The organism is Pseudoxanthomonas sp. CCNWLY206-1 (assembly GCF_039710385.1).
Lineage (GTDB): Bacteria > Pseudomonadota > Gammaproteobacteria > Xanthomonadales > Xanthomonadaceae > Pseudoxanthomonas_A.
In genome coordinates, this window is sequence record NZ_JBDKXI010000007.1 from 90390 (window position 1) to 110326 (window position 19937).

Below are 19937 nucleotides of genomic sequence, written 5' to 3' on the forward strand. Positions count from 1 at the left end.
CTCATGACGACTCCTTCATTCCATACAGCGCCTTGCGCGGCGCCCCGGTGATCTCAGCAGCCAGCTTGGCAGCGGTGGACGGCGGCAGGTGTTCGTTGAGCATCGAATAGACCCGCTTTCCTTCCGCCAGCTGTGCGTCGGCATCGTCGCCCGCGCCTTGCACGATCAAGACGAACTCGCCCTTGCGTTGGTTGTCGTCCGCTTCGACGCGAGCATGCAACTCGGCCAATGTGCCGTCCAGTACCGTCTCGAACAGTTTGGTCAGCTCGCGCGCGAGCACCACCGGGCGCTCGTCGCCGAAGGCGCCGCGCATGTCCGCCAGCGAATCGGCGATGCGGTGCGAGGATTCGTAGAACACCAAGGTGCGGGTCTCGCCGGCCAATCGCGCCAGGCGTTCGCGACGGGCTGAAGCCTTGGCCGCCAGGAAGCCTTCGAAAACGAACCGATCACTCGGCAGCCCGGCTACGCTCAGCGCTGCGATAGCGGCGCAGGCGCCCGGAATGGGACTGACCGCGACACCCGCGGCGCGCGCGGCGCGCACCAGGCGATAGCCGGGATCACTGACCAGTGGCGTGCCGGCGTCGCTGACCAGGGCCAACGATTCACCGGCTGCCAGGCGGGCCACGACGCGTTGCGCCAACGCCTCTTCGTTGTGTTCGTGCAAAGCCACCAGCGACTTGTCGATGCCAAAATGCGACAACAACTGGCCGGTGCGGCGGGTGTCCTCGGCGCAGATCGCAGCCACGCCCCGCAAGGTATCGAGCGCCCTGGGCGACAGATCGGACAGGTTGCCAATAGGGGTGGCGACGATGAACAGGGTTCCAGCTGGCATTTAGTGAGCATCCTTCCACAAGGGTAGAATCGTAGCCGGTTCCCACGTCCCGCCGCTGAGTATGCCCATGGATAAGCGATTCGGAAGGATCTTCACGTTGCTGCTGGCCACATTGCTGATGGCCAGCTGCGCTACGTCCCAAGTCAGTGGGCCGGTCAAACCGGCGCCGCGGTCGAATCCTGCCTTCGTGGCGGCGGCACCCTTGGCCGCCCAGGACGCCCAATTGACGGGCCAGGCCCGGATCGACAATGCGCGCGAAATCGAGCGGTTGCTGTCAGGGCTGGACGACGCGACGCTGGCGCGCGACGCCGCCGCATTGCCGTCCGGCGATCCCTTGTACGACTTCGCGGGCCGCGCCCTGCTCCGCCGCGGCCTTCCGCTGCCGCGCCCGTTCGAACGCGGCGAACAGTGGCGTTTTGCGTCCGGTAATCGACCACCGGCGGATCGCGATGGCTACCGACCGCCAACGAAATTGGCGGTATTGCTCCCGCTCTCCGGCGACTTGGCCACGGCTGCCGCTCCGGTTCGCGATGGCCTGCTGACCGGCTACTACGGCGAAACGCGCCGCCGTCCGGAAATCGACTTCTACGACACCGCCGGTACGCCGGGCGGCGCCATTGCTGCGTACGGACGAGCCGTCGCCGCTGGTGCCGACTTCGTCGTCGGTCCGCTAGGCCGCGACGAAGTCGGCGCGATATTCAAGGAAACTAACCTGTCGGTGCCAATGCTGGTGTTGAACCGCGCCGCGGAAACGCCGCCACCGGGCAATGCCGGCTTTTCGCTGGCGCCGGAAGACGATGGCCTGATCGCCGCCGAGTATCTGCTGGAACGCGAACGCCGCACCGTACTGGTGATCGCCGGCAACGACGATAACGGTCGTCGTGCGGCGCAGGCGTTCGGTGATCGCTTCCGGGAACGCGGCGGTACGGTCGTACAGATACTGAGCGTTGCTGATGCACCGGGCGATCTATCCGCTGCCCTGACCGCCGCGGCGCAACGGGGAACGGATTCGGTGTTCCTGGCGCTGAAGGGCGCTCCGGCGCGAGCCATCATGCCGCAGCTGGCGTTCGCAGGACTGGGCGCCAAGACGCGTGTGGCCACGTCGCAACTTTCATCGGGCACCGGCAAGCCAGAAGAGGACATGGCGCTGGATGGCGTCGTGTTTCCCACGGACTTGTGGAGCTCGCGCGGCACCGCCGGCCTGCCTGCCGTCAGCGTGGTTGGCGAACGTATCAGCACCGCACGTGGTCCGGCGGCGCGCTTGTTCGCTTTCGGATATGACGCCTGGCTGCTGACGGCCTATCTTGAGAAGCTCGCGCTCGGCAACACCGACCTGCGCGGCGCTACCGGGAAGTTGCAGCTGGACGGGTTCGGCAATGTACTGCGCTCGCCGGCGTGGTCCACTTTCAGCGGCGGTCGCGCGGTGCCGATCGCCGATGGCGGTTGATCGCCGCGCCCGCGGCAACGTTGCGGAAGACGCCGCACGAACGGAACTGAAACGCGCGGGTTTACGTGAAATAGCCGCCAACGCGAACTACCGCGGCGGCGAACTGGACCTGGTGATGGACGACGCGGGCACGCTGGTGTTCGTGGAAGTACGCTACCGCCGCTCGCGCGCTTTTGGTGGCGGCGCGGCATCGGTCGATATCCGCAAACGCCGCAAGCTGGTGCTGGCGGCGCAACTGTTCCTGGCTAGCCATCGGCAATACGCGCAAGCGTCCTGCCGCTTCGATGTCGTCGAAGCCGACGGCGATCCCGCCGCGCCGCGCCTGCACTGGATCAAGGACGCCTTCCGCGCGGATGATATTTGACGACGCGCCCGCAGGAACGATCTCTGGCGTAGGAGCGCCGTCTCGGCGCGAGCCTTTTTGTCTAGTTGCGACAGAAGCGAAAAGCGATTGAAGCCTACCATTTGCCATACGGACGCGCTGCGGCGCGATCTTGATCCCGCGCACTAGAGGTTATCGGGGCGCGGGGTGGCGCCGCCGCCTCTACAATGCCCGGGTGAATACGATTCCGGCCGCCTTCGACATTGAACTGTCCGCCTTGCTGGGCGAACACTGGCGTACCGACGATCTCTCTCGCCGCAACTACGGCGAAGACAATTCCAAGCGTTACGCGCTTCCTATTGGAGTTGCGTTGCCGGAGACGCGCGAACAAGTCGCCTCACTGGTGCGTGTCTGCCGCCGTCATGACGTGCCCATCGTGGCACGCGGTGCGGGCACCAGCAGCACCGGCGCGGCAATTCCTTACCACGGCGGCGTCGTGCTGTCGTTCGAACGAATGAACCGCGTTCTGCATATCCAGCCGGGCGATCGTTATGCCGTGGTGGAGCCTGGTGTCTTGAACGGCGACCTGCAGCGCGCGCTCGCGCCGCATGGGTTGTTCTGGGCCCCGGACCCGGCCAGCGCCGATGTTTCCACCATCGGCGGCAATCTGGCCTGCAATGCCGGCGGACCGCACGCGGTGAAGTACGGCACCGCCCGCGACAACGTGCTCGCATTGACCGCAGTCAGCGGTACCGGCGAACTGATCCAAAGCGGCGGTCTCACCACCAAGAACGCAACAGGCTACGACCTGACCCGGCTGCTGGTGGGTAGCGAAGGCACGCTGGCATTGATCGTGGAAGCCACACTGAGATTGCTGCCGTTGCCGCCGCAGCGCGCCAGTCTGCGCGCGCTGTACCGGGATGTGGGCAGCGCCGCCGCCGCAGTGGCTCGGGTGATGACGCAGCCGGTCGCGCCCGCCATGCTGGAATTCATGGACCGCGCCTGCATCCGCCTGGCGCGCGAGGTCGGCGGCGCCGATATTCCCGATGCTGGCGCACTGTTGATGATCGAAGTCGATGGCGACGAGGCAACACTGCCGCACGCACTGGAAGCGGTCGCTGCCGCCGCGCGCGGGCCTGGTCTGCAGACGTTGGATGTGGCACCTGACGAGGCGTCGCGCGAGATCCTGTGGGCGGCGCGCAAATCCTTGTCCCCTGCGCTGCGCACCATCGCAGCCGGCAAGATCAACGAAGACGTCGTCGTGCCGGTATCGCGGATTCCCGAACTCGTCGCTGGCGTGGAAGCGATGGCGGCGGAGTTCAATCTGCCTATCGTCGCGTTTGGCCATGCCGGCAATGGCAATCTGCACGTCAATATTCTTTTCGACCCCGCCGACAACAGCCAGTCCCAGCGCGCCGAGGCCGCGCTTCCGCGTCTGTTCGCGCTGACGTTGAGTTTGGACGGCACGCTGTCCGGCGAACACGGCATCGGCGTTACCAAGCGCGATTTCATGCGCGATGCTTTCGGCGAGCCCACGCTGGACGTAATGCGTGCGATCAAAGCCGCCTTCGATCCTGACGGCATTCTCAATCCTGGGAAAGTGCTTCCCGCGCGTTGATCCTGATGCGGACGGCGAAATCGAAATCGCTGCATGAGTAGGAACGATCTTCGACCGTAGGAGCGCCGTCTCGGCGCGAGCTCTTTCTGTCAGATCGCGACAAAAGCGACAAGCTCGCGGCGGGATGCCGCTCCTACGTGGAAGATCCCACCCTCTATTTTGAGAAGTGATCGTAGCCTGGACGTGGCGGTTGCCACACATGTCCATCAGCATCTACGGCCACAACTTCTCGGCCGCTTAGGATACGGCCGATGCGGGTGACGGCAACGTCGGCGGATTCGCAGGCACCCAGCAGCTCATCGCGCCGCGAGGACGATGCGGTGAAACACAATTCGTAATCATCGCCGCCCGCTGCTTGCAACGACCTACGTTGTGCCGCGTCGAATGCCTGCCGCAGAGCAGGCGATGCCGGTAACAGCGCCAGTTCGATCTCGGCTCCCACCCCACTCCGCTCGCAGATGTGACCCAGATCGGCAAGCAAGCCGTCGGAGACGTCCACCGCCGCATGCGCGATATCGATCAATGCGCGACCTGCTTTCACCCGTGGCGCCGGACGGTCCAAGCGAGCGCGCAGCGCGGGATCGCGGTGTCGCTCTGGCTGTGCCAACGCGGCGGCTGCGTCGCCCAGCGTCCCCGTCACCCACACGTCATCGTCCACTTGCGCGGCATCGCGGCGCAATGCACGGCCGGGTTCGACGAAGCCCATGGCGGTAACCGAGATCGACAGCGGACCACGGGTAGTGTCGCCGCCAATCAAGGCGACACCATGCTGTTGCGCGAGATCGAGGAACCCGTCAATGAACGCATCGATCCACGCGGGGTCGGCTTCCGGCAGCGATAACGACAGCGTGCACCACGCGGGCGCCGCGCCCATTGCCGCCAAGTCGGACAGATTGACCGCCAGCGCCTTCCAGCCGATGTCAGCGGGCGCAGTCCCCACGGGAAAATGCACGCCACTGTTGAGTGTGTCGGTGGTGACGACCAGTTGCTGCGCCAGTGGCGGCTGCAGCAATGCCGCATCATCGCCAATACCCAATACGACATCGCCGCGCTGCAGGACGCGTGCGCGGATACGGGCAATCAGATCGAATTCGCCAAGGCTCATTGCGACAGGATAGCCGGCAATCCTGCGAGCAGGAGCGGTGGGCGCGAGCGCGCCCCGGTAGCCTTACCGTGTGCGCGTTGAAGAACGCGCCGCAGCGCGCCCGGACGGCGAACGGGCAGGCTTCCGGTCGCTCTTTGCTTCTACCGTTTGACAGGAAGAGCTCGCGCCGGGGACAGCGCTCCTACAGGGATCAGCGGTTCTTGCCCGCTTCCACCGGACGCCATTCCACGGCGGCATGGTCCAGCACGCCATTGACGTAGGTGTGGCCATGCTCCGCGCCAAAACGCTTGGAGGTTTCGATGGCTTCGTTCAGCACCACGCGGTAGGGCACGTCGATGCGGTGGAGCAGCTCATAAGCGGCAATGCGCAGCACCGCTCGCTCGATGGGATCGACTTCTTCCACCGCGCGATCCAGAAATGGCAGCAACGCATCATCCAACTCGCTGCGATGCTTGACCACGCCGCGCACCAGATCTTCGAAGTATTCCAAGTCGGCGATTTCATGCGCCTGTTCGTGCGCGAACTGCGAAATCACCTGGCCTACTTCACCACCGGACATCTGCCAGGCATACACCGCCTGCAACGCCCGCCGGCGCGCACGCGCGCGGGTGACGGGATCCACACCGTCCTTGCGGGGGGGATGCTGATGCCGGCTCATGATTGCTCCTGCGGTGCGTTGTTCATGGCAACTGCTCCAGCAGTTGCGCCATTTCCACTGCGGCCAATGCGACTTCTTCGCCTTTGTTGCCATGGCTGCCGCCTGCGCGCGCCTCGGCATCTTCGATGCGATCCACGGCCAGCACACCGTTGAGCACGGGGATTCCGAAATCCAGCTGCAACCGCATCAGGCCTTCGGCGCAGCGGTCGGCGACGTGTTCGTAATGACGGGTTTCACCGCGAATCACGCAACCCAACGCGATGATCGCCGCATGGCCACCGCCTGCGGCGATGCGTGCGACAGCGACCGGGATTTCCCAGGCGCCCGGAACCCGGATCACGTCGATAGCGCCTTCGGCCACGCCATTGCCAGCCAAGCTCTGCCGTGCACCGGCCACGAGCACATCGGTGATGCGAGCATTCCAGCGGCTGGCGATGATCGCGAAGCGGGCACCGTCAGGGGCACGCAGATCGCCTTCGTAGTGGGGCATGAGGCTTGGGATTCCTTGGGGTCGTGCAGTTTAGCAGGGAGGCCGGTGAGCGGTGAAAGCAGCTCGCGTTCGCCCCTTTTTGCAAAGGGGGCTACGGGGGATTTGCTCTTGCTGTTGCTTCTAAAGAGCAAAAGCAAATCCCCCTCAGTCCCCCTTTTTCAAAGGGGGAAGTAAAGCGCATCCTTCTGCCGCCCACCGCCCACTGCTCACCGCGCACCGTACCCGCTGGTCGCTCACTACTTGCCACCCCCGGCTCTACGGCGCCACGTACTCCACCACATCCAGCCCGAAACCCGCCAAGCCGATCTGCCGGCGTGGGGTGCCCAGGACCCGCAGCTTGCCCAGGCCGAGGTCGGCGAGGATCTGGCTGCCCGCACCGTTGCGTCGCCATTCGGCTAGTGCACCAGCGCGGGAAGGTGCGGGTTCGGGGGATTCGCGGATGCGGTCGAGGAGAGCGTCGGGCGATGTGGAGTCACCCAGCAAGACAAGCGCGCCCTGCCCTTCGGCGGCAATACGTTTGAGGACATCGCCCACGGCCGGACCGAAATCAGCGCGCCGCCAGTGCAATGCGTCCGCCAGCGGGTTTTGCATGTGCACGCGCACCAGCGCAGGTGTTTGCGCATCCACCTGTCCGCGCAGCAGGGCGAAGTGCAACCCGTGAGTTACCCGATCGCGGTAGGTGAACAGGCGGAACGGGCCATGCTCGGTATCGATGTCGCGCTGATCGACACGCTCCACCGTGTGCTCGGTACTGAGGCGGTAACTGATGAGATCTTCGATGGAGCCGATCTTCAGCCCATGCTCGCGCGCGAACACTTCCAATTCCGCTCGGCGCGCCATGCTGCCGTCGGGATTGAGGATCTCCACCAGTACGCCGGCTGGTTCCAGGCCGGCCAAGAGCGCCAGGTCGGCAGCGGCTTCGGTATGGCCGGCGCGGCTCAGCACGCCGCCAGGCTGCGACATCAGCGGAAAGATGTGGCCGGGCTGGGAAAGGTCTTCGGGCTTGGCATCCGGTCGCACCGCGGTACGGATGGTGTGAGCACGGTCATAGGCCGAAATGCCGGTAGTGACGCCTTCGGCGGCTTCGATGCTGACCGTGAAGTTGGTGTGGTGTTGCGAAGTATTGTCCTGGACCATCGGCGGAAGACCCAGCTGACGGCAGCGTTCGCGCGTCAGCGACAGGCATACCAAGCCGCGCGCGTGGGTCACCATGAAATTGATGTCAGAAGGCTTGACCAGCTCCGCGGCCATGATCAGATCGCCTTCATTCTCGCGGTCTTCGTCATCGACGATGACGACCATGCGGCCGTTGCGGATTTCTTCTAATAGTTCGGGAATCGGAGCGAAGGACATTGGAATTCCAATAAAAAGAGCGTTGCACATCACCTCAGCCTTCGCCGGGTGACGGCGGAGGATTTCAGGCCGTTGGTGAACCTTGCAGAAGCCGTTCGACGTAGCGCGCCACCAGGTCGATTTCCAGGTTCACCGAGTCGCCCACGCCTGTCTGCGCGAAAGCCGTGTGCGAGACCGTATGCGGAATCAGCGCGACGTCGAAGCCTTCGGCATCCACTTCGTTGACCGTCAGGCTGACGCCATCCACGCAAATGGAGCCCTTCTTGGCGATATAGCGCAGCAATGGCACCGGAGCGGAAAAGCGCCAGCGCTGTGCCCGCGCATCTTCACGGATGCCGATCACGGCACCCATTCCATCGACGTGCCCGCTAACCAGATGGCCACCCAGCCGATCGGTAGGAAGCATCGCGCGCTCGAGGTTGACCAGCGCGCCTGGCTTAAGTGCACCCAGTGTGGTCAGCGACAAAGTCTCGTTGGAAGCGTCCGCATGAAACGAAGCCTCATCGAACTCCACCACTGTCAGGCACACGCCATTGACGGCGATGCTCTCGCCCAGGCGCACGTCCGCGAATGGCAGCGTGCCCACCTCGATGATCAATCGCGCATCGCCGCCGCGGGTTTCTGAATCACGCAGGCGACCTACACCTTCGATGATGCCGGTGAACATCAGCGCACCTCCGCGACGTGCATGTCTTGGGTGGTGTCATCGGGTTTTATCCGGGCACCCCGTTCTGCCTGATGCAGGCCCGAGGAAACAAAGACGCTCTTGGCACTCGCCTCTCGCGAGCGAAGGACGGCGGCGCGGTCGCAGTTATGCAGGGAATTCGACTTGAACATGGAAAACGTTTCTCGCAAAAAGGCAAAAGCGAAAAACGCCCCAAGGCATGAGGCAGGCAGGCAAACGCAAGGCCTTGAGCCTTGCGCGGTCGCGCGCCGCCGTCTTCTTTCATCCGGACTATGACCGTCGGCTCCGGCATCGGACCGGATCTGCTGACCTCCCGGCGGATGCCGGAAGCGCTCGCGGGCTCATCGTTATCGACGCCACTCAAGTTTGTTGAGTGCCATATCCATAGACGATCTACCGCCGGTGGGGAGTCGCACCCCGCCCTGAAGACGTTACGTGTAGTTACCGGCGAACCGGCGCGCGCATTCTAGCACCGCGCCTCCAGCGCTCTTTCGAATCAGTACCGGATAAGTAAACAAATAGTTAAATCCAGCACAGCGATCCCGGTCGGACCAGACTCTCAGGTCCCGGGGAGCGTCGGCTTGCGGCGCAGATGCAGCACCAGCGGCCAGCGCAGGGTGCGTAGTGTCATGGGGTCGCCCCAGGCTTCAGCCAGTTCCGCGGTGTGGGCCTCGACCGGATCGCGTCCCGTGGCGGCGCGGTAACAGGCAGTGGCGGAAAGGCTGCCGAAATATCCCAACAGCTGCGGCAGGTTCCAATCGGCGGTGAGCCATAGATTGGGCGCAGGCAGGGCTTCGAACGGCCATGGATAATCGCTGTAGCCCAGATCCACGTCGTTGCGCTCCGGCGGCCAGTAGTCGTCGATATCGTCGCGGATGTTCTCCGCCGCTTCGGCCATGTCATCGGAAAACACGATGTCCTGATACGTCCACGCGGCCAGGACGCCGCCGGGCTGCAGCACGCGCTCGCAACTGGCGAAGAATGCCTTGCGTTCGAACCAATGCAGCGCCTGCGCCACCGCTATCAATCCCACGCTACGGTCTGGCAGGGCCGTGGTCTCCGCCAGTTCCACCGCCAAGGTGACGTTGCCGGGTTTAGCCTGCGCCGCCCAATGGCGCTCGATCTGCGCGGCACTGGGATCGGTGGCGTAGACGTGGGCGAAACGCTGGCTAAGGCCGCGAGTAGCCTGACCACTTCCACAGCCGGGTTCCCAGACATCCGCGGTGGCAGGCACGACCGCCGTGATCGCATCGTACAGTGCGTCAGGATAGGTTGGCCGCGACGCGGCATAGGCCTGGGCGATACCGGAGAAGTGATCTTTGAAGGAGGTCATGGGGGTTCCGAAGACCGTCAGGTTGGCACGGTGGGTTGCAGCAAGAGACGGTGATCTTCGCCAATCGCTCGCGAGTCGACAATCTTCAAATGCAATCGCTGGGCCATCGCATCGATTCCCAGTCCGCCAAACAGCGGCCGCGCGTGATCGCCCAGCAGGATCGGCGCGACGTAAAGCAGCAGCTCGTCGGCAAGTCCAGCCGCGACAAAAGCGCCCGCCAGGGTGGCGCCTGCTTCCACCTGCACCTCATTGATGCCGCGCGCCGCCAGCAGTTCCAAGACCACTTTCAGGTCGAAGCTACTGCCGATCGCCGGCGCCACCAAACGTTCGGCGTTCATTGTGCGGGGAGGTTTGACATCCGCGGTGTGGATGTAAAGCGTGGGCGCGTCGCCTTCGCGTACTTTTCCGCGTGCCACCGTGGCCAGTCCGGGATCCAGTACCACCCGCGTCGGCGGCACGAACGGCGTGTCATCGCCCAGGCGCACCGTCAGCGACGGATCGTCCGCCAGCACCGTGCCCGCGCCGGTCAGGATGGCACCCGCTCGCGCTCGCCAGCGCTGCACGTCGAGGCGCGACGCCTCGCCGCTGATCCATTTGGAATCGCCACTGGCCACGGCGGTACGGCCGTCCAGGCTGGTCGCCAGCTTCACCCGCACCCAGGGGCGGCCGCGCTCCACGCGCGACAGAAAGCCACGATTGAGCTGGCGCGCCTGGGTTTCCATCAATCCCGATTCCGTGGCGATCCCCGACGCGCGCAGCCGATCGAAGCCGGCGCCGTCCACCTTCGGGAAGGGATCGCGCATGGCGGCGACCACCCGCGATATACCCGCCGCGATCAATGCATCCGCGCAAGGTCCGGTGCGACCGGTATGCGCGCACGGCTCCAGCGTCACGTACGCGGTAGCGCCTTTGGCGCGATCACCGGCGGCCTGCAGTGCGTAAACCTCGGCATGCGGTTCGCCCGCACGCTGGTGGAAGCCTTCGCCGACAACTTCTTCGTCGCGAACGATCACGCAGCCCACCATGGGATTGGGCCTGGTGGTGTAGGCACCTCGCTCCGCCAAGCGCAGCGCGCGCGCCATGTACTGATGATCGAATGCGGTGAACGTCGTTTCAGTCACGGGGAATATCCTGGTTTTCCGCCTGAGGCCGATACGGCAGCGGGTCGATGGCCATGACGGTGACGAACAATGGACCCAGCTGCAGCTGGTCTTGCACCCGCCAACCCAAGCCACGGTAATAGTCGACCGCATCCGTGCAGTACAGATAGAGCCGTTCGATCCCCAATGCCGCAGCTTCCTGCACACAACGAGTCACCAGTGCGCGACCCGCGCCGCGACAGCGAGCTTCCGGTTTGACATACAGGCTGGCGAGCCAGGGTGAATACTGGCGAATATCGTCGTGATCGTTCTGCAACAAGCTGACCGAACCCAACCAATCGTCTTCCTCCACTGCGATCAGCGTGGTGGGAATTGCACGGCGGCGATCATGCGTTTCCAGTTCATCCAGCGCCTGCTCGACCGTCCAATCCGGCAGCAGCGCACCGAAGGCATCGACATGGGCTTGCGCCAAGGCCGGCGCTAGAACGAGATGATCGCGAAGATAGGCGATTTCCACGCCGGCTTAGCGTTTCTTGTTCTTGTCGATGGGTACGATGTCGGCGCCCAGCAGCGGCAGTTGACCGCTGGCGGTAGGCAGATCGCGCTCGAGCTTTTCGATCTCCTCGCGGAAGTCGGCGACATCTTCAAAACTGCGGTAGACCGACGCAAAGCGCACGTAGCCGACATGATCCAGCTTGCGTAGTTCATTCATCACGAACTCGCCGATACGCCGCGAAGCCAATTCGCGCTCGCCACTCATTCGTATCTGGTGCACCACCGCGCGCACCGCTGATTCGATCTGTTCTTCCGACACCGGCCGCTTCTGCAACGCTCGATCGAAACCGGCGCGCAGCTTGCGTGCATCGAACGTGTCGCGGCGGCCATCGCTCTTGATCACCGCCGGCAGCTTGATCTCGATGTTTTCCAGCGTGCTGAAACGCTCACCGCAAGCCTCGCACTCACGCCGGCGCCGAATCGTCGCGCCGTCTTCGGAGACGCGCGAATCGATGACGCGGGTGTCTGTGTGCTGGCAGAAAGGGCAATGCATCAAAGAGCCGGGAACGGGGAATGGGAAATGGGGAATGGGAACAGCAAACGCATGGAATCGCCGTTTTTGGCGACTCCCGCTTCCCGATTCTCTATTCCCGTCTTAGCCATAAACCGGAAACTGCCTGCACTGCTTGGTCACGTTCTCACGCACCGACGCGATGACATTCTCATCCTTCGGATTGTCCAGCACGTCGCAGATCCAGTTGGCCAAGGCCACGCAGTCGGGTTCCAGATATCCGCGGGTGGTGACCGCCGGGGTGCCGATGCGCAGACCGGAGGTGACGAAGGGTTTTTGCGGGTCGTTGGGCACGGCGTTCTTGTTGACGGTGATATGCGCCTTGCCCAGCGCGGCTTCCGCGGCCTTGCCGGTGATGCCCTTGCCAATCATGTCGACCAGCATCAGATGATTCTGAGTGCCGCCGGAGACGATCTTGTAACCGCGCTTGATGATGGTCTCGGCCATTGCCTGGGCGTTCTTCACCACCTGTTGCTGGTATGTGGTGAATTCCGGCTCCAGCGCTTCCTTGAACGCGACCGCCTTGGCGGCGATCACGTGCATCAGCGGGCCGCCCTGGATTCCCGGGAAAACGATGCTCTGAAGTTTCTTCTCGATCTCTTCACCGGCATCTCCGCTGCCCTGGCGACTGGACAGGATGATGCCGCCGCGCGGACCGCGCAGCGTCTTGTGGGTGGTGGACGTCACCACGTGAGCGTGCGGGAGCGGAGTGGGATACACGCCAGCGGCAATCAGGCCAGCCACATGCGCCATATCGACGAACAGATATGCGCCCACCTTGTCGGCGATGGCGCGGAAGCGCGACCAATCGATGACTTGCGAGTACGCGGAAAAGCCTGCCACCACCATTTTCGGCTTGTGCTCAAGCGCCAGCTTCTCGACTTCGTCGTAGTCGATCATGCCCTGGTCGTTCACACCGTATTGCACGGCATTGAACAGCTTGCCGGACGCATTCACCTTGGCGCCATGGGTCAGGTGACCGCCGTGTGCCAGCGACATGCCCAGGATGGTGTCGCCCGGGTTCAGCAGGGCGAAGTAGACCGCCTGGTTGGCTTGCGAACCGGAGTGCGGCTGCACGTTGGCATAGTCCGCCGCAAACAGCTGTTTAACGCGGTCGATGGCCAGTTGCTCCGCCACATCGACGAATTCGCAACCGCCGTAGTAGCGCTTGTGGGGATAGCCTTCGGCGTACTTGTTGGTCAGCACGCTGCCCTGGGCTTCCAGGACGCGTGGACTGGCGTAGTTCTCGCTGGCGATCAGCTCGACATGGTCTTCCTGCCGCTGGGCTTCGGACGCGATGGCCGCAGCCAGTTCAGGGTCATAACCTTCGATACGGGCGTCGCGCGGGAACATCGTCACTCCAAGGCGGGAATCGGGCCTGGGATTGTAACGGTTCCGACCCCGCTGAATGGCGCTTTCCCGTCTTCCAGGGAAGGTTTTGGGATGGCACGTGCAAAGCTTGCCTCCACCTGAGCCGCGTCGCGCTGACTACGGGGGAAGTGAGAATCCGCCACTCGAAAATTGGCACGCCACCCCCATATCCGCGATAATCCCCGGTATCCCGATTTTCCTTCTCGCGGCCCCTGCTCAGGCAGGCCGTCGTTGACCGTCTGCGGAGTTTCATCGCCAATGTCGCAATACATCTACACCATGAACGGCGTCAGCAAGACCGTGCCGCCGAAGCGCCAGATCATCAAAGACATCTCGCTGTCGTTCTTCCCGGGCGCCAAGATCGGCCTGTTGGGCCTGAATGGCGCCGGCAAGTCGACCGTGCTGAGGATCATGGCCGGCGTGGATAAGGACTTCCAAGGCGAAGCCCGTCCGCAAGCCGGCATCAAGGTCGGCTACCTGGCGCAGGAGCCCGAACTGGATCCGAACAAGACCGTGCGTGAAGCGGTCGAGGAGGGCGTGGGCGAAGTCCTGCAGGCGCAGGCCGCCTTGGACCGCGTCTACGAAGCCTACGCCGAGGAAGGCGCCGATTTCGACAAGCTGGCCGCCGAACAGCAGCGCCTGGAGGCCATCCTGGCCGCCGGCGATGCACATACGCTGGAGCACCAGTTGGAAGTCGCCGCCGATGCGCTGCGCCTGCCGCCATGGGACGCAGTGGTCGGCAAGCTGTCCGGTGGCGAAAAGCGCCGCGTGGCGCTGTGTCGCCTGCTGCTGCAGAAACCTGACATGCTGCTGCTCGACGAACCCACCAACCACCTGGACGCCGAGTCGGTGGAATGGCTGGAGCAGTTCCTCGCCCGCTACACCGGCACCGTGGTGGCGGTCACCCACGACCGCTACTTCCTGGATAATGCAGCCGAGTGGATCCTGGAGCTGGATCGCGGCCGCGGCATTCCGTGGAAAGGCAACTACACCGACTGGCTGGTGCAGAAGGACGAGCGCCTGAAGCAGGAAGACAACCAGGAAAAAGCCCGCCAGAAAGCGATCCAGAAGGAACTGGAATGGTCGCGGCAGAATGCCAAGGGCGGCCGCAGCAAGGGCAAGGCCCGTCTGGCCCGCCTGGACGAGCTGCAATCGGTCGACTACCAGCGCCGCAACGAAACCAATGAAATCTTCATTCCGCCTGGCGAGCGCCTGGGCAACAGCGTCATCGAGTTCAAGAACGTTTCCAAGAAGTTTGGCGATCGTCTGCTGATCGACAACCTGAGTTTCATCGTGCCGCCCGGCGCGATCGTCGGCATCATCGGCCCCAACGGCGCGGGCAAGTCGACGCTATTCAAGATGATCACCGGGCAGGAAAAGCCCGATTCGGGCCAGATCGCCATGGGCCCGACGGTCAAGCTGGCCTACGTGGACCAGAGCCGCGAGAAGCTGGAAGGCAACCACAACGTGTTCCAGGAAGTCTCCGGCGGCCTGGACATCCTCAACATCAACGGCGTGGAAATCCAGTCGCGGGCCTATATCGGCCGCTTCAACTTCAAGGGCCAGGACCAGCAAAAGATGGTGGGCTCGCTGTCGGGCGGTGAACGCGGCCGCCTGCACATGGCCAAGACACTGCTGCAGGGTGGCAACGTACTGCTGCTTGACGAGCCCTCCAACGACCTGGACATCGAAACGCTGCGAGCGCTGGAAGATGCCCTGCTGGAATTCCCGGGCAATACCTTCGTGATCTCGCATGACCGCTGGTTCCTGGATCGCATCGCCACCCACATCCTGGCCTTCGAAGGCGACTCGCACGTGGAGTTCTTCCAGGGCAACTACCGCGAGTACGAAGAAGACAAGAAGCGTCGCCTGGGCGAAGAAGGCGCCAAGCCCCACCGCCTGAGATTCAAGGCGCTCAAGTGACGCTTCGGCCCGTGACCGCTTAGCGGTCACGGCTTTGCCGAATCGTCACCCCGGCGAAAGCCGGGGTCCAGCGCCGTTGCTTGTGCTTGCCTCGCAGCGATCACCCAACCACATCTAGCGTGCGCAAAGCGCACGGCTTTGCCATCACGTCTTCCCCGCGAAGGGGGGAATCGCTTCTCAACCGCCGCATGGCGGGTCATCCAGCGCCTTTGCTGTTAGCTGTTGCTTTTAGCTTCAACGAAAAACCAAAGCAGAACAAAAAACGCCGGCCACCACCGGCGTTTTTCTTTATTAAAGCCACATCAATCACGGCATGTAGCGTGCGCTGTCCGCACAAAGAAAACTCTGCCCAGGAAAATCCAGCTGCCTGAAGAATAAGCGTTGCCGGCTGGAAAGGACGGCGCTACGCCTGACGCCCACGCGCCTCGCCGCATGGCTCGTGTTGATCACTGGGCCGACCTACATACTTCTGCGGCGTAGTTGCCCGGAGGATTTGCCATCCGGAGTGCAGGCGCTGGGCCCCGGCCTACGCCGGGGTGACGATGCATTTATTCCGGATAACCAACGATACGAAATCCCCAAGCTCCTGGTCATGGCGAGAGATGACGAGAGCCAAAACATCCCCAGACCATGATATGAGAACGCCCCGCCGTAGCGTGCGCTGTGCGCAAGAAGCCCTGACCAAATGAAGCACGTGCGCACAGCGCACGCTACAGGTCGATCGGCTTCCGGCGCCACAACCGGCAGATCGGTCAGCGGCGAAGCAACCGCGCAGCGCAAGCCGCAAAAAAATGCGCCCAGATAACTCCGAACACGCCAGCGCGCGTGAACCGACCACGTTGATGCGCTTCGAACTTGCCGAAATATCGCCATAGCCCGCGATGCTTGTGCCATTCAACAAATATTGGGCGGGCGCGACTGGATACACCGCGAATGTGGATCACACGAATATCGTTGGCAACAGCGACCACGGCACCCGCCAGGCGAGCACGGCGGCAGAGATCCATGTCTTCGGCATGCAGGCGGTAGCCTTCATCCAGGCCCTGCAGCCGGTCGAACAAGCTGCGCGGCATCAGCATCAGCGCACCGGACACCGCATCGACCGGCTGCAAGCGCACGCTGTCGTCCACCGGCACGCCCAGTCTCGACGCCGTGGCAGGCGAGGTCAGCATCGCCGCGAAGTTCGGATCGCGCCGGCGCGCGGCCGCGTCACGTACGCCTGCCTCGTCGACCAGATCAACACCCAGCAATGCATCGCCTGTCGTTTCGGCATGCGCGCGCAAACGCGACAGCGTATCGGGTTCGACCAGCAGGTCAGGATTGATGAAGGCAAGCCAGGGGGATTGGGTATCTTTCGCGCCCTGATTGCAGCCCACCGCAAATCCCGGGTTGTCGGGATTGGCGACGAAGCGTACGCGCGAATCGGACAGCGCGTGACGCTGCACCATATCCAGCGTGTCGTCCTGGGATGCGTTGTCGATGACACGGATCTCGGCGACGTCATGCGCCACGCGCAGGCGCATCAGGCATTCATCGATGGTGGACGCGCTTTCGTGAGTCACCACGATGGCCGCCACCGCCCCGCGGTCAGTGGAAGAGTTCACGCTGCGGCTCCGGCGATCCTATTTCGGCATACAGCGTACCCAGACGTTCACGCGGCTCACGCAGCGGATCGTTCATCAGGAAGCCCGCGAGGCGCGGATGCCAGGCCGGCCAACGCGCATTGATCGCATCCATGTCGCCATCGGCTGGCCGGCCTTCCCCGCCCCGTGCGACAAACGCCGTCTCACACAGCACGTTGCGCCAGCCCAGTCCTGCCAAACGCAACGAAAGATCGATCAGCGCGGCGTACCAGGAGCCGTAGCTACTGGCATCCAGGCCGCCCACCTTCTGGCGTGCACTGCCGCGCAATGCGACCGCGTGCGCGACAGCCGCCGGCAGTTCCGGGTGCAATGGCGGCATGGCGGCGCAGGCTTGCGCGGTGCGCTGAAAATCCATGGGAGGTGAGGAAACTTCACCCAGACGAGGCCATGCTGCCGATTCACCCGCGTTGCACCATGGGGTGGCAGTCGCGATAGCGGCATCGCGTGCCAGACAAGCACCGAGTTGCTGCAACCAACCTGGCAATGGTTGAGCGTCTGGCGCCAGCACCACGACGTCGGCATCAGCGCAGGCCGACAGCATTTCATCCAGATGCGCGACCTCGCCGGCCATGCGTGGCCGGCGAGTGTAGTTGGCTTGCAAGTGAGTGCGTTTCAACCAACGTTCGATGATGGCCAGTCCGCGTGGACCGGCCTGCGCATCATCGGCCAGCCACACCCGAGTGCCAGCGGGAGTCCCGGCTTCCAATGCGCCCAGGCAGGCATCCAGCGCGTCATCGTCGACACCTACCGGCAAGAGCACGACAGGCAGCGTGAAGGCTGGTCGCTCGCTCACTTCTTCGGCGCGCGCAAGGGTTCCAAGGCACGGAAGCGCTGGCCGTATTCGTCGGTCAGATTGCGTGCTTCCTGCGGGTTGCGGACGATGGTCGGCGTCAGCAGGACGATCACTTCGCTACGGTCGTTCCTGGTCGTCTTTTGTCCGAACAGCCCACCAATAATTGGCAGTCTGCTCAAGCCAGGGATACCCCTGGAACCTTGACTCGCACTGTCGTTGATCAGGCCTGCCAGCATCACGGTATCACCGGCCTGCACCGCGGCTTCGGTCTTCATGCGACGCGTGTTGATGGTCACATTGCCGTTCCGATCAGGAGTCGTGCCAGGTGAGCTCACTTCCTGCACGATATCCAGGAAGACCATGCCATCCTTGGTCACACGCGGGCGCACCTTCAGGATGACACCCGTATCCAGATACTGCACCTGGCTGTAGGTGGTGTCCGTGTTGCTGCCGGGATTGACGTTGACCGAATTGATCGGAATCCGGCTGCCGACGTTCAACGTGGCTTCGGCGTTGTTGCGCACGAATATGGACGGTGTCTGCAGCAGGCGCACGTCGGAAACATCGTCCAGTGCGTTGATTATCGCCGCCGCATCGTTCTTGAATAGCGTCCAGGAGGCGCCCGTACCCGTAATGCTGCCGGCCAGCGTGCTCCATTTGCGCGGAAGCAGCGGATTGACGTTCAGATCGAGGCTAGGCAAGCCGGCATCGGTCGCCGCTCGTTCGATGTACCAGCTGACGCCATAAGACAGCGCACCGGTCAACGTCACCTCCGCGATCTGCGCCTCGATGTGTACCTGCATCGGCATCACATCGAGTTTCTCCACTACGTCCTGGATCGACCGCCAAGCCGAAGCAGTGGAGCGCACCAGCAGGGTGTTGGTTTCATCGACCGCCGATACCCCTACACGGTCACCGTCGACTTCCAGAGTGACGCTGCTGCTGCCGCCATCGCGTGGACTCAGCGACATTCCGCCACCGCTCAGACCGCCACCACCACCGCCACTTGAACCGCCGCCCGCATTGCCGAAATCGACGCTGCTGTTGCGGCCATCCATGCCGCTATCGTTGATCTGCACCGGGTCTGTGCCTGGCATCAGCGACGTATTGCCGGGACCCCCCGTGTCACGCCCGGAATTACCGCTGCCGCCACCAAATACTTCCGCCAACCGCTGCGCCAACTCCTTGGCCTTGACGTACTTCAGCTCGTAGGAGAACAGGCGCGCGCCTTCGCCCGAGCCATCGATGCGTTCCATCCATTCCTGGATATCGTCCAGGTACGCAGCTTGCGGCGTAATCACCAGCACCGCATTGGCGCCTTCCAACGGCATGAAACGGAACATGCCGGCACTGGGCGTCTTGCTGTTCTCGCCAAAGACCTTTTCCAGATCGGCGACGACCTTGGTGGCGCGGCTGCTCTGCAGCGGGAACACGCCCACCGACATGCCAGCCAGCCAGTCCACATCGAAAATCTCGACCGTGCGCAGGTAGTTTTCCAGTTCCGAGCGCGTACCGCCCAGCGTGATCACATTGCGGGCGGGATCGATGTTGACGATGGCGTTAGTGCGAGCGTACGGCTCCAGCACCTTTTTCATTTCGCTGGCGGAAATGAAGCGCAGCGGCACCACACGAACTTCGTAGCCGCGCGCATTGGCGGGTGCGCCGGTGCGGGGAGCCACCGAGCCGCTCAGGTTCTGCTCGTTGGGAACGATGCTGTAGCGGCCGTCGCTATACACCATGCGCGCATTGTTCCAGCTCAGCACTTGCTCCAGCACGCTCAGCGCTTCGGCGGGCGATACCGGCTTGGAAGTCGTGTAGGTGACCGTGCCTTGCACGCCCGGGGCGATGACGTAGTTCTGTCCCAGCATGTCGCCCAGGATGGCTTTGACCACCGCGTGCAGCGACTCGCCTTCGAAATTGAAGGTGGCCGTGCCCGTTCGCGCGTTCGCCAGCGAAGGCAGCGGCGCGGCGGCGGCGCCGCGGTTGATCATCTGTCCGCTACCGCGGCGTATCACCGCCTGAGGTCCGCTTTGCGGTTCTTCGGGCGTAGCCAGCGGCGATGTCTGCGCCGCGCCTGGTTGGACCGCCTCGCCGCCGGGCTGCTGGCTGCCACGCCGTATGTCCGGCGTGGGCGCACTGGCGCAGGCGGCCAGCAAGCCGATGCAAAGGGAAACCAGAATCACACGTAACTTCATGCC

Annotated in this window: 17 protein-coding genes, 1 pseudogene and 1 riboswitch; of the genes and pseudogenes, 4 read left to right on the forward strand and 14 right to left on the reverse strand. The window is 63.5% G+C overall.

What is annotated here, in order from left to right:
* Position 1: 1 nt before the first annotated feature.
* Complete coding sequence (rsmI, locus tag AADW18_RS15785; protein WP_337344356.1) at positions 2-832, reverse strand: 16S rRNA (cytidine(1402)-2'-O)-methyltransferase; 831 nt, start codon at positions 830-832, stop codon at positions 2-4.
* 184 nt (positions 833-1016) lie between these two features.
* On the opposite strand from rsmI, the pseudogene AADW18_RS15790 reads away from it, so the two are divergent.
* The 3 genes and pseudogenes from AADW18_RS15790 to AADW18_RS15800 form a co-directional block, all read left to right on the forward strand.
* Positions 1017-2279, forward strand: a pseudogene (locus AADW18_RS15790) (penicillin-binding protein activator); the annotation flags it as partial.
* Entirely contained in the window at positions 2269-2643 is a 375-nt protein-coding gene (locus AADW18_RS15795; RefSeq protein WP_337344357.1) for a YraN family protein, read from the forward strand. The pseudogene AADW18_RS15790 and the gene AADW18_RS15795, both read left to right, overlap by 11 nt.
* A gap of 193 nt (positions 2644-2836) precedes the next feature.
* Positions 2837-4219, forward strand: a complete 1383-nt coding sequence (locus tag AADW18_RS15800; RefSeq protein WP_337344358.1) for an FAD-linked oxidase C-terminal domain-containing protein — start codon at positions 2837-2839, stop codon at positions 4217-4219.
* 154 nt (positions 4220-4373) lie between these two features.
* On the opposite strand, the gene thiL is transcribed toward AADW18_RS15800, so the two are convergent.
* The 10 genes from thiL to glyA all read right to left on the reverse strand — a co-directional run bounded on the left by thiL (position 4374) and on the right by glyA (position 13362).
* Positions 4374-5324, reverse strand: coding sequence for a thiamine-phosphate kinase (thiL, locus tag AADW18_RS15805; protein ID WP_337344359.1), 951 nt, complete (start codon positions 5322-5324; stop codon positions 4374-4376).
* Positions 5325-5514: 190 nt separating this feature from the next.
* Complete coding sequence (gene nusB, locus AADW18_RS15810) at positions 5515-5982, reverse strand: transcription antitermination factor NusB (protein ID WP_337344360.1); 468 nt, start codon at positions 5980-5982, stop codon at positions 5515-5517.
* A gap of 22 nt (positions 5983-6004) precedes the next feature.
* Complete coding sequence (ribH, locus tag AADW18_RS15815) at positions 6005-6472, reverse strand: 6,7-dimethyl-8-ribityllumazine synthase (RefSeq protein WP_337344361.1); 468 nt, start codon at positions 6470-6472, stop codon at positions 6005-6007.
* A gap of 255 nt (positions 6473-6727) precedes the next feature.
* Positions 6728-7825 carry a 3,4-dihydroxy-2-butanone-4-phosphate synthase gene (gene ribB / locus AADW18_RS15820; protein WP_337344362.1) on the reverse strand — a complete coding sequence of 366 codons (1098 nt, stop codon included), beginning with the start codon at positions 7823-7825 and terminating at the stop codon, positions 6728-6730.
* 64 nt (positions 7826-7889) lie between these two features.
* Positions 7890-8492: a riboflavin synthase gene (locus AADW18_RS15825; RefSeq protein WP_337344363.1), complete on the reverse strand. Its 603-nt coding sequence runs from the start codon at positions 8490-8492 to the stop codon at positions 7890-7892.
* A 267-nt stretch (positions 8493-8759) separates the two neighbouring features.
* Positions 8760-8944: riboswitch (FMN riboswitch) on the reverse strand.
* Between the two features lie 125 nt (positions 8945-9069).
* Positions 9070-9843 carry a class I SAM-dependent methyltransferase gene (locus AADW18_RS15830; protein ID WP_337344364.1) on the reverse strand — a complete coding sequence of 258 codons (774 nt, stop codon included), beginning with the start codon at positions 9841-9843 and terminating at the stop codon, positions 9070-9072.
* 17 nt (positions 9844-9860) lie between these two features.
* Positions 9861-10925, reverse strand: a complete 1065-nt coding sequence (ribD, locus tag AADW18_RS15835) for a bifunctional diaminohydroxyphosphoribosylaminopyrimidine deaminase/5-amino-6-(5-phosphoribosylamino)uracil reductase RibD (RefSeq protein ID WP_337344550.1) — start codon at positions 10923-10925, stop codon at positions 9861-9863.
* A gap of 31 nt (positions 10926-10956) precedes the next feature.
* Entirely contained in the window at positions 10957-11460 is a 504-nt protein-coding gene (locus AADW18_RS15840; protein WP_337344365.1) for a GNAT family N-acetyltransferase, read from the reverse strand.
* A 6-nt stretch (positions 11461-11466) separates the two neighbouring features.
* Positions 11467-11991: a transcriptional regulator NrdR gene (nrdR, locus tag AADW18_RS15845; protein ID WP_337344366.1), complete on the reverse strand. Its 525-nt coding sequence runs from the start codon at positions 11989-11991 to the stop codon at positions 11467-11469.
* Positions 11992-12093: 102 nt separating this feature from the next.
* A complete protein-coding gene (glyA, locus tag AADW18_RS15850) occupies positions 12094-13362 on the reverse strand; it encodes a serine hydroxymethyltransferase (RefSeq protein ID WP_337344367.1) in 1269 nt (422 codons plus the stop codon).
* A 276-nt stretch (positions 13363-13638) separates the two neighbouring features.
* On the opposite strand from glyA, the gene ettA reads away from it, so the two are divergent.
* Positions 13639-15303, forward strand: coding sequence for an energy-dependent translational throttle protein EttA (ettA, locus tag AADW18_RS15855; RefSeq protein ID WP_337344368.1), 1665 nt, complete (start codon positions 13639-13641; stop codon positions 15301-15303).
* A gap of 752 nt (positions 15304-16055) precedes the next feature.
* On the opposite strand, the gene AADW18_RS15860 is transcribed toward ettA, so the two are convergent.
* The 3 genes from AADW18_RS15860 to gspD are packed head-to-tail and all read right to left on the reverse strand — an operon-like array spanning position 16056 to position 19934.
* The gene (locus AADW18_RS15860; RefSeq protein ID WP_337344369.1) at positions 16056-16907 is read right to left on the reverse strand and encodes a glycosyltransferase family 2 protein; all 852 of its coding nucleotides are present in this window, start codon (positions 16905-16907) and stop codon (positions 16056-16058) included.
* A complete protein-coding gene (locus AADW18_RS15865) occupies positions 16891-17739 on the reverse strand; it encodes a glycosyltransferase (RefSeq protein WP_337344370.1) in 849 nt (282 codons plus the stop codon). Before AADW18_RS15865 ends, AADW18_RS15860 begins: the two co-directional genes overlap by 17 nt.
* Positions 17736-19934, reverse strand: a complete 2199-nt coding sequence (gspD, locus tag AADW18_RS15870; RefSeq protein ID WP_337344371.1) for a type II secretion system secretin GspD — start codon at positions 19932-19934, stop codon at positions 17736-17738. Before gspD ends, AADW18_RS15865 begins: the two co-directional genes overlap by 4 nt.
* Positions 19935-19937: the final 3 nt, after the last annotated feature.

Excerpts from the sequence above, each read along its gene's own strand:
- ribD (WP_337344550.1), bottom strand. The coding sequence starts at position 10,925 with ATGGCGCGCGCGCTGCGCTTGGCGGAGCGAGGTGCCTACACCACCAGG.
- rsmI (WP_337344356.1), bottom strand. The coding sequence starts at position 832 with ATGCCAGCTGGAACCCTGTTCATCGTCGCCACCCCTATTGGCAACCTG.
- ribB (WP_337344362.1), bottom strand. The coding sequence starts at position 7,825 with ATGTCCTTCGCTCCGATTCCCGAACTATTAGAAGAAATCCGCAACGGC.
- ettA (WP_337344368.1), top strand. The coding sequence starts at position 13,639 with ATGTCGCAATACATCTACACCATGAACGGCGTCAGCAAGACCGTGCCG.
- AADW18_RS15825 (WP_337344363.1), bottom strand. The coding sequence starts at position 8,492 with ATGTTCACCGGCATCATCGAAGGTGTAGGTCGCCTGCGTGATTCAGAA.
- gspD (WP_337344371.1), bottom strand. The coding sequence starts at position 19,934 with ATGAAGTTACGTGTGATTCTGGTTTCCCTTTGCATCGGCTTGCTGGCC.
- nrdR (WP_337344366.1), bottom strand. The coding sequence starts at position 11,991 with ATGCATTGCCCTTTCTGCCAGCACACAGACACCCGCGTCATCGATTCG.
- ribH (WP_337344361.1), bottom strand. The coding sequence starts at position 6,472 with ATGCCCCACTACGAAGGCGATCTGCGTGCCCCTGACGGTGCCCGCTTC.
- thiL (WP_337344359.1), bottom strand. The coding sequence starts at position 5,324 with ATGAGCCTTGGCGAATTCGATCTGATTGCCCGTATCCGCGCACGCGTC.
- glyA (WP_337344367.1), bottom strand. The coding sequence starts at position 13,362 with ATGTTCCCGCGCGACGCCCGTATCGAAGGTTATGACCCTGAACTGGCT.
- nusB (WP_337344360.1), bottom strand. The coding sequence starts at position 5,982 with ATGAGCCGGCATCAGCATCCCCCCCGCAAGGACGGTGTGGATCCCGTC.
- AADW18_RS15795 (WP_337344357.1), top strand. The coding sequence starts at position 2,269 with ATGGCGGTTGATCGCCGCGCCCGCGGCAACGTTGCGGAAGACGCCGCA.
- AADW18_RS15830 (WP_337344364.1), bottom strand. The coding sequence starts at position 9,843 with ATGACCTCCTTCAAAGATCACTTCTCCGGTATCGCCCAGGCCTATGCC.